The sequence below is a fragment of the Actinomadura fibrosa genome (assembly GCF_900659615.1).
GTDB classification, from domain to species: domain Bacteria; phylum Actinomycetota; class Actinomycetes; order Streptosporangiales; family Streptosporangiaceae; genus Spirillospora; species Spirillospora fibrosa.
Map to the genome: position 1 here is coordinate 20,035 of NZ_CAACUY010000129.1, position 6,990 is coordinate 27,024.

Below are 6,990 nucleotides of genomic sequence, written 5' to 3' on the forward strand. Positions count from 1 at the left end.
GATCGAAGGAGCGGCCGTGCGGGTGATGGGGGTGGACCCCGGGCTCACCCGGTGCGGGGTGGGCGTCGTGGAGGGCGTCCCCGGCAGGCCGCTCCGGCTGGTCCACGTGACGGTCGTGCGGACCGCCCCGGACGAGGAGCACGCCCTCCGCCTGCTCGGCGTCGAGCGGGGCATCGAGGCCCTGATGGACGAGCTGAGCCCCGACGCGGTCGCCGTCGAGCGGGTGTTCTCCCAGCACAACGTCCGGACCGTCATGGGCACCGCGCAGGCCGCCGGCATCGCCATGCTCGCCGCGGCCCGGCGCGGCCTGCCCGTCGCGCTGCACACCCCGAGCGAGGCCAAGGCCGCCGTCACCGGAAACGGGCGCGCGGACAAGGCCCAGGTCACCGCGATGGTGACGCGGCTGCTGCAACTGGAGGCGGCGCCGCGGCCCGCCGACGCGGCCGACGCGCTGGCGCTCGCCATCTGCCACGTGTGGCGCGGCGGGCCCCAGGCGCGGCTCGCCCGGGCGCAGCGGTCGCGGATCGAGGACGCGGCGCGCGCCGAGCGCGAACGGCTCGCCGCCAGGACCGGTACACCCTCCCGGAACGGCCCCCCGGCTCCCCGGGGCGCCCGCACGCGGAGCGGAGACAGAGGAGGAAGCGCCCAGTGATCGCCTTCGTCAGCGGCCAGGTGGCCGCCGCCGGGCCGGACGGGGCGGTGATCGACGTGCACGGCGTCGGGTTCTCCGTCCAGTGCACGCCCGCCACGCTGGCCGGGCTGCGGGTCGGTGACCAGGCGAGAGTGCCGACGTCGCTGGTCGTCCGGGAGGACTCCCTCACCCTGTTCGGCTTCGCCGACGACGACGAGCGCGCGGTCTTCGAGCTGCTGCAGACGGCCAGCGGCGTGGGCCCGCGCCTCGCGCTGGCGATGCTCGCCGTCCACACGCCGAACGCGCTGCGCCAGGCGGTCGCCGCCGAGGACCTCACCGCCCTCACCAAGGTGCCCGGCATCGGCAAGAAGGGCGCCCAGCGCATCGTCCTGGAGCTGAAGGACCGCCTCGGCGGCCCCACCGGCGACGGCGCCGCCGACGTGCGCGCGCCCGCCCGCGGGGAGGCGTGGCGCGCCCAGGTCCAGGCCGGGCTGATCAACCTCGGCTGGTCGGCGAGGGACGCCGACGCCGCCGTGGACGCGGTCGCCGCCGACCTCGCCGCCGACGGCGCCGAGGCGCCGCCGGTCGCCGCCCTGCTCAAGGCCGCGCTGCGGAAGCTCAGCAGATGACCGACCCGGAACGGCTCGTGTCGGCCGACCCCGACGGGGTCGAGGAGCAGGTGATCGAGGCCGCGCTCCGGCCCAGGAAGCTCGACGACTTCGTCGGCCAGGAGCGGGTGCGGGAGCAGCTCTCGCTGGTGCTGCACAGCGCGCTGCGCCGCGGCCGGACGCCCGACCACGTCCTGCTGTCCGGCGGGCCGGGGCTCGGCAAGACCACCCTCGCCATGATCATCGCGGCGGAGCTGGGGCAGCCGCTGCGCATCTCCTCCGGCCCCGCGATCGAGCGCGCCGGAGACCTCGCCGCCGTGCTGTCCACGCTCGCCGAGGGCGAGGTCCTGTTCCTGGACGAGATCCACCGGCTGGCGCGCCCCGCCGAAGAGATGCTCTACATGGCGATGGAGGACTTCCGGGTCGACGTCGTGGTCGGCAAGGGCCCCGGAGCGACCGCGATCCCGCTCGACATCGCGCCGTTCACGCTGGTCGGCGCCACCACGCGGGCCGGGATGCTGCCCGGGCCGCTGCGCGACCGGTTCGGGTTCGTCGCCCACATGGACTTCTACGACCCGGCCGAGCTGGAGGTGATCGTCCGGCGGTCGGCGCGGCTGCTGGACGTCGGGATCGAGGCCGACGGCGCCGCCGAGATCGCCGGGCGCTCCCGGGGCACGCCCCGCATCGCCAACCGGCTGCTGCGCCGCGTCCGCGACTACGCGGAGGTGCGCGCCGACGGAGTGATCACCAGGGAGCTGGCGCGGTCCGCGCTCCAGCTCTACGAGGTGGACGAGCGGGGCCTGGACCGCCTCGACCGCGCCGTCCTCGGATCGCTGCTGCGCAAGTTCGGCGGCGGCCCCGTCGGGCTGTCCACGCTGGCGGTGTCGGTGGGGGAGGAGCCCGAGACCGTCGAGGTCGTCGCCGAGCCGTTCCTGGTCAGGCAGGGCCTGCTGGCCCGGACGCCGCGCGGGCGGATCGCCACGGCCGCCGCGTGGGCGCACCTGGGGATCCCGCAGCCGCCGTCCTCGCCCATGGCCGGCACGCTGTTCGACGTCGGCACGGACGCGCCCGCGCCGGAATGATGATCATCTGATAACGGGTTGGGAACTTCCCGGCGGCGCCGCTCGTCACGTCGTTGCCGGTGTCTGACGTACTCTCTAGACTCCGGGACTTGGTTCACCGTCTCCAGCCGACGGTCCCGTGAAAGCGGCCGATCCGGTCGCGGGCTGGGCAAACCAATCGGAAGGATGCCCCAGTAATGGGCAGCGACATGATTCTCGCGGCGTCGGGCGGCAACAGCGGGGCGTTCAACCTCCTGCTGCTCCTCGCCGTGCCTCTGGTCTTCTACTTCCTGCTGATCCGCCCGCAGAGCAGGCGGCGCAAGGAACAGATGGAGATGCAGAACCGGATGGAGCCGGGCGCCCGCGTCCTCACGACGAGCGGCATGCGCGCCACGGTCGTGGAGGTCGACGACGACGGCCTCCTCCTGGAGATCGCTCCGGGCGTCGAGGTCCGCTTCGTCAAGCAGGCCGTCATGCAGGTCCTCAAGGACGACGAGCCGGAGGAGCTGGACGACGAGCTCGACGAGGACGACGACGAGGCCGCGGACGAGACCGCCGCCGACGAGCGCGTCGAGCTCACCAAGGGCGAGGCCGGGGACGCCGGCGCGGCCGAGGAGACCGGCACCGCCAAGGCGGCCGGGGGCGCCGGGGCGACGGCCGCGACCGCCGAGGACGGGGCCACCGCGGACGAGCCGGTCAAGGCCGGGTCCACGAAGGCGAAGGCGGCGGCGAAGGCCGCGGAGAAGCCCTCCGCCTGACGCCCCGCCGGCACCACCGCCGGCACCGACTCCGAGACGGGAAGAAAGACGACCAGTGGCTCCGCCTAGCAATGTCCCCAAGCCCGGGCGCACGCTCCTCGCGCTCTTCGCGATCATGGTGGCCCTGGCCGGTGTGGCGTTCCTCCAGGGGCGGACCACGCCCAAGCTGGGACTGGACCTCGCCGGCGGGACCACCGTCACGCTGACGGCCAAGACCGAAAGCGGCAAGAACCCGCCGGCCTCGCAGATGGACCAGGCCGTCAAGATCATGACGCAGCGGGTCAACGGCCTCGGCGTGTCGGACGCGGAGGTCGCGAAGCAGGGCAGCAACAACATCGTCGTGAACGTGCCCGGGGAGGGGCAGGGCCGCGTCGTCAACCTGATCGGCACGACCGCGAAGCTCCAGTTCCGGCAGGTGTTCACGGTGGCCGACGGCAAGCCGGTCACCGCGTCGGCCACGCCCACCCCGTCGGCGAGCCCGACGGGCAAGGGCAAGAAGGGCGGCTCGGCCAGCCCGTCGCCGTCCACGTCCGCCACGCCGTCCGGCTCCGCGTCGCCGTCCTCGTCGGCCACGCCGCGCGGCCGCGCGCTGTCGCGGGCGCTCACCGCTCCCACGCCCAACCCGTCCGGCTCGGGATCGGCCGCGCCGACCGCGACGCCGACCGGCTCGGCCGCGCCGACGGCCGTCCCGTCCGGGCTGCCGACGGCGGGCGCCCAGGCCCCGGCCGCCGACTACACCGGCGTCGAGGACAAGGCCGTCATCAAGCAGTTCGAGGCCCTCGACTGCTACAACGGCGACCGCCGGGCCCCGGGCGCCAACGACCCGAACCGCAAGTGGGTCGCCGCCTGCGACCAGAAGGAGGAGAAGGGCCAGATCGCCAAGTACATCCTCGGCCCGGTGCGGGTGCTGGGCGAGGACGTCTCCGGCGCGACGGCCATGCCGCCGAACGCGCAGCAGGGGCAGGCGAGCTGGTCGGTCTCGCTGAAGTTCAACGGCAAGGGCGCCCGCCAGTTCGGCGACGTCACCACCGAGGCCTACAAGGCCTACCAGACCAACCCGAGCTCGCCGCAGGCGCAGGTCGCGATCGTCCTGGACGGGCAGGTCGTCTCGGCCCCCAGCATCAACCAGGGCGCGATCACCGGCGGCACCGCGAGCATCGACGGCCCGCCCGACAGCTTCAACCAGTCGTACGCCACCGACCTCGCGAACGTGCTGAAGTACGGCGCGCTGCCGCTGGAGTTCAAGCAGAGCTCCATCGACGAGGTGTCGTCCACGCTCGGCGCCGACCAGCTCCGCGGCGGCCTGATCGCCGGCGGAATCGGTCTCGGCCTGGTGGTGGTCTACTGCCTGCTCTACTACCGGGGCCTCGGGCTCGTGGCGGTGTCCAGCCTCATCGTGGCGTCCGCGATCACCTACGAGTCGGTCGTCATCCTCGGTGAGGGCATGGGCTTCCGGCTGTCGCTGCCGCACATCATCGGCCTGATCGTCTCCATCGGCATCACCGCGGACTCGTTCATCATCTACTTCGAACGGCTCCGCGACGAGCTGCGGGCCGGCCGCAAGCTGCGCTCGTCGGTGGAGAACGCCTGGAAGCGCGCCCGGCGCACCATCCTGGTCGCCGACGCGGTCACGTTCATCGCGGCCCTCGTGCTGTACTTCCTCGCCGTCGGCGGCGTGGCCGGGTTCGCGTTCGCGATGGGGCTCACCACGCTGATCGACCTCGTCGTCGTGTTCTTCTTCACCAAGCCGCTGGTGGCGCTGCTGTCGCGCACCGCCTTCTTCGGCAGGGGCCACCCGATGTCGGGCCTCGACGCCAAGCGCCTGCGCCGCACGGCGCCGGCCCCCTCGGGCGCCGCCGCCCGCTCCACGAGCCAGGAGGTCTGACCAATGGGGACGCGTGCGGTCATCTCCCGGATCTACCGGGGCGAGATCAGCGCCGACATCGTCGGCAAGCCGAAGATCTGGTACTCGCTCTCCGGCGTGCTGCTGGTGCTGTCGATCGCGGGCCTGCTGATCCAGGGGCTCAACTTCGGCGTGGAGTTCAAGGGCGGCTCGGTCTTCACCTTCAAGGCGCCGTCCAGCTCCATCGAGCAGGTGCGCGGCGCCGTCACCGGCGGCGGGGCGCACCAGGCGATCGTGCAGAAGGCCGGCGAGGACTGGCGGGTGACGACCGAGAGCCTGTCGTCGGCGCAGGTCACCGAGGTCAAGGGCAACGTCGCGAAGCAGCTGCACGTCCCGGAGAACAAGGTCAGCACCCAGGTCGTCGGCGCCTCGTGGGGCGGCGAGATCCAGAAGAAGGCCTGGCAGGCGCTGATCGTCTTCATGATCCTGATCATCGGCTACCTGTCGCTGGCGTTCGAGTGGCGGATGGCGGTGGCCGCGCTGGTCGCCCTCGTCCACGACCTCGTGATCACGGCGGGCATCTACGCCTGGTCGGGCTTCGAGGTCACGCCCGCGACGCTGCTGGGCTTCCTGACCATCCTCGGCTACTCGCTGTACGACGCGGTCGTGGTCTTCGACATGATCAAGGAGGTCACGAAACCGCTCACCCCGACCTCCAGGACGACCTACAGCGAGGCGGCCAACCAGGCGCTCAGCAGCACCCTGGTGCGCTCGCTGAACACCTCGCTGGTGGCGATCCTGCCGGTCGCGGCGATCCTGTTCATCGGCACCACGCTGTTCGGCGCGGGCACGCTCAAGGACCTGTCGCTGGCGCTGTTCGTCGGCATGATCGTCGGTACCTACTCCTCGATCTGCGTGGCGACGCCGCTGCTGGTGCAGCTCAAGGAGCGCGAGCCGAAGTACCGCCAGATCCGCGCCAACATCGCGCGCCGCGAGACCAGCGCGAAGCGGCAGGCCAGGACGGCCAAGGTCAAGGCCGCGACCGGCCCGCCCGGCGACGCCCCGGAGGGTGCCGCGGACGAGGCGCGGGACGCGGACGACGCCCCTCAGGAGGACCTGAAGGCAGGCGTCACCGTCCGCAAAGTGGTGCAGCAGGGGCCGCGCCAGCAGCCCAAGCGCGGCACGCGGCAGCAGCGCCGCGGCAAGCAGTAGCGCGGCGGTGACCGCGGTCCGCGGCGGCGGGAGCGCCGCCGCGGCGCGGTGCGACACGACCGGCCGGCCGACTCATGCACACGACGGACCATCACAGGGGAGTGCGAACGTGGACCTCGGCAAGCTGATCCAGGACCGGATCCGGGACGTGCCCGACTATCCGAAGCCCGGCGTGGTGTTCAAGGACATCACGCCCCTGCTCGCCGACCACGTCGCGTTCGCGGGCGTGGTCGACGCGATCGTCAACCACCACGGGCGCGGCACCATCGACAAGATCGTGGGCATCGAGGCGCGCGGCTTCATCCTCGCCGCGCCCGTCGCCTACCACTTCGGCGCGGGTTTCGTCCCGGTGCGCAAAAAGGGGAAGCTCCCGTCGCGGACGTACGAGGAGACCTATGATCTCGAATACGGGACCGAGACGATCGAGATGCACGTCGACGCGTTCGAGCCCGGAGACCGGGTGCTGATCGTCGACGACGTCCTCGCCACCGGGGGCACGGCCAGGGCCGCCGCCGAACTCGTCCGCCGCGGCGGGGGAGAGGTCGCCGGCCTGTCGGTCCTCCTCGAACTGTCGTTCCTGGAAGGACGCGGCAAGCTGGGGAATGTGGACGTCCATTCGCTGGTTACGGTCTAGCACGAAAAGGGTGCCGGATACACTGGCGGCATCAGGTCCGGTGGGGACGGGCGCATCCCGCGGGGCGGAGAGGCATCGCGCCCGCGAGGACTGGGGAGGCTGAGTGCCAGGTGAGGTGGTATCGACCGACGCGGTGACCGGTGCCGCGGCAGACCACGCGGCCGGAGCCCGTCCCGCGCGGGAGGCCGCGCTGACGCGCGCCCCCGCGGAGGGCGCCGTGCCCCCGGTGCGCGCCGGAGAGGC

General features: G+C 72.7%; 7 protein-coding genes. All 7 read left to right on the plus strand.

Annotated features, from left to right (window positions below; genetic code table 11):
• Window positions 1-16: 16 nt before the first annotated feature.
• The gene (gene ruvC / locus E1300_RS31585) at window positions 17-652 is read left to right on the plus strand and encodes a crossover junction endodeoxyribonuclease RuvC (protein ID WP_131760763.1); all 636 of its coding nucleotides are present in this window, start codon (window positions 17-19) and stop codon (window positions 650-652) included.
• Window positions 649-1,260, plus strand: coding sequence for a Holliday junction branch migration protein RuvA (gene ruvA / locus E1300_RS31590; RefSeq protein WP_131760764.1), 612 nt, complete (start codon window positions 649-651; stop codon window positions 1,258-1,260). The genes ruvC and ruvA overlap by 4 nt, the downstream gene beginning before the upstream one ends.
• Window positions 1,257-2,321: a Holliday junction branch migration DNA helicase RuvB gene (gene ruvB / locus E1300_RS31595; protein WP_131760765.1), complete on the plus strand. Its 1,065-nt coding sequence runs from the start codon at window positions 1,257-1,259 to the stop codon at window positions 2,319-2,321. The genes ruvA and ruvB overlap by 4 nt, the downstream gene beginning before the upstream one ends.
• Window positions 2,322-2,497: 176 nt before the next feature.
• On the plus strand, window positions 2,498-3,058 hold the full coding sequence (yajC, locus tag E1300_RS31600; protein ID WP_165503077.1) for a preprotein translocase subunit YajC: 561 nt from the start codon (window positions 2,498-2,500) through the stop codon (window positions 3,056-3,058).
• A 55-nt stretch (window positions 3,059-3,113) separates the two neighbouring features.
• The gene (gene secD / locus E1300_RS31605; protein ID WP_306440685.1) at window positions 3,114-4,943 is read left to right on the plus strand and encodes a protein translocase subunit SecD; all 1,830 of its coding nucleotides are present in this window, start codon (window positions 3,114-3,116) and stop codon (window positions 4,941-4,943) included.
• Between the two features lie 3 nt (window positions 4,944-4,946).
• On the plus strand, window positions 4,947-6,113 hold the full coding sequence (gene secF, locus E1300_RS31610) for a protein translocase subunit SecF (protein WP_131760766.1): 1,167 nt from the start codon (window positions 4,947-4,949) through the stop codon (window positions 6,111-6,113).
• Between the two features lie 109 nt (window positions 6,114-6,222).
• Window positions 6,223-6,747 (plus strand): adenine phosphoribosyltransferase, encoded by a 525-nt coding sequence (locus E1300_RS31615; protein WP_131760767.1) that lies wholly within the window; start codon window positions 6,223-6,225, stop codon window positions 6,745-6,747.
• Window positions 6,748-6,990 lie beyond the last annotated feature (243 nt).

What these genes read in the sequence shown, in the direction of transcription:
- yajC (WP_165503077.1), top strand. Translation starts at nt 2,498, where the DNA reads ATGGGCAGCGACATGATTCTCGCGGCGTCGGGCGGCAACAGCGGGGCG.
- secF (WP_131760766.1), top strand. Translation starts at nt 4,947, where the DNA reads ATGGGGACGCGTGCGGTCATCTCCCGGATCTACCGGGGCGAGATCAGC.
- ruvB (WP_131760765.1), top strand. Translation starts at nt 1,257, where the DNA reads ATGACCGACCCGGAACGGCTCGTGTCGGCCGACCCCGACGGGGTCGAG.